The organism is Vibrio makurazakiensis (genome assembly GCF_050337375.1).
Taxonomy (GTDB): Bacteria; Pseudomonadota; Gammaproteobacteria; order Enterobacterales; family Vibrionaceae; genus Vibrio; species Vibrio makurazakiensis.
Window position 1 is genome coordinate 1 of record NZ_JAKJSW010000361.1, and the last position, 1604, is coordinate 1604.

2 protein-coding genes are annotated in these 1604 nt (G+C 42.1%); both read right to left on the reverse strand.

The features are described 5' to 3' along the window. Positions 1-459 precede the first annotated feature (459 nt). On the reverse strand, positions 460-1311 hold the full coding sequence (kdsA, locus tag L4C33_RS21360; RefSeq protein WP_428814401.1) for a 3-deoxy-8-phosphooctulonate synthase: 852 nt from the start codon (positions 1309-1311) through the stop codon (positions 460-462). A 27-nt stretch (positions 1312-1338) separates the two neighbouring features. Next, positions 1339-1604: tetratricopeptide repeat protein (locus L4C33_RS21365; RefSeq protein ID WP_428814402.1), on the reverse strand; the 266-nt coding region annotated here is incomplete at its 5' end.

The following is a 1604-nucleotide window of genomic DNA, read 5'->3' on the forward strand; positions in this document are numbered from 1 at the left end:
GAACTATATGGGGGGATATCCACTACTTTAATTGTCTCTATAGGAAAATATGACAAGCTATCGTTACTTGCCTGAATTTCCTATAAAACTTGACTCAGTTTAAATTAACAAACCGCATGTGACATTATGATTTCATATTTATGTCGAATTGATCACGATAATACCGAACCAAAAGTGCAACAAGTGAACACCATTACATTACGTGCTCCAATCGATCACAGGCAATCGTTTGACTGTGATATCAATAGCCTTCCCCAAAGACGAGAATATCATCGATAAACCCACATAATTCGATAACGTTATCACAGAGTTTCTTCATACTAAGCTTCGGCTGATTCACTGAGTGTAAGTTTTTGGCGGAATTCAGACGAAAAAAAACCGATGCATTAACATCGGTTTTTCTATTACAAACTAGCGACTTTCTTAGCGTTAAGCGCCAGCAGTCACTGTACGTTCGTATTATTTAATATCAATGTGCTCGAAGCCTTTGATCATGTCATCTAACGCTTTCATTTGCGCTAGGAATGGTTCCAGCTTATCAAGTGGCAATGCCGATGGGCCATCACAACGAGCTTGATCTGGGTTCGGATGCGCTTCAATAAATAGACCAGCAATACCTGTAGCAAGACCAGCTTTAGCCAGCTCAACCGTTTGTTCACGACGGCCACCAGATGCAGCACCTGAAGGGTCACGCATTTGCAGTGAGTGCGTTACATCAAAGATGATTGGGCTACCGTTTGACGACTTCTTCATAACGCCGAAACCAAGCATGTCTACTACTAGGTTGTCGTATCCCATACAAGAGCCACGCTCACATAGGATAATGTTCTCGTTACCACATTCAGCAAATTTATCGACGATATTGCCAACTTGGTTAGGGCTCATGAACTGAGGCTTCTTCACGTTAATCACAGCACCTGTTTTAGCCATTGCTTCAACTAGGTCAGTTTGACGAGCAAGGAATGCTGGCAGTTGAATCACATCAACAACGTCCGCAACTGGCTGAGCTTGTGCTTCTGTATGAATGTCGGTAATGATCTTCACACCAAACGTATCTTTCAATTCTTGGAAGATTTTTAGCCCTTCTTCCATGCCTGGACCACGGTAAGAATGAACAGAGCTACGGTTCGCTTTATCAAAAGACGCCTTAAATACATAAGGGATACCTAGCTTTTCCGTCACCTTTACGTAGTGCTCACAAATCTGCATTGCTAGATCACGAGACTCAAGAACATTCATACCAGCAAATAGGGTAAATGGCTTGTCGTTTGCTACTGGCAAATCGCCAATATGAACTGTTTTCTGTTCCATCGTATTCTCTCTAATTTTATATAGGGTCTAGTGAATGACTACAGAGCTTTCGCCCATCGCATTCACTTGAGATTTTAGTAGTTCAGCTGCCGGGTCATCTGGACATTGGTCAATAAAATATTGATAGTCTGACGCGGCAATTTGATGACAATCGAGTTGCTGATAAATGAAACCACGATCGCGAATTTCATATGGGTCATCTGGCACAAACGTGAGGGCAATATCAGTACACTTTAATGCCAGTGTATAACGCTCTTCTCGCAACAATGCACTTTTAAGTAGCGCTAACCAAC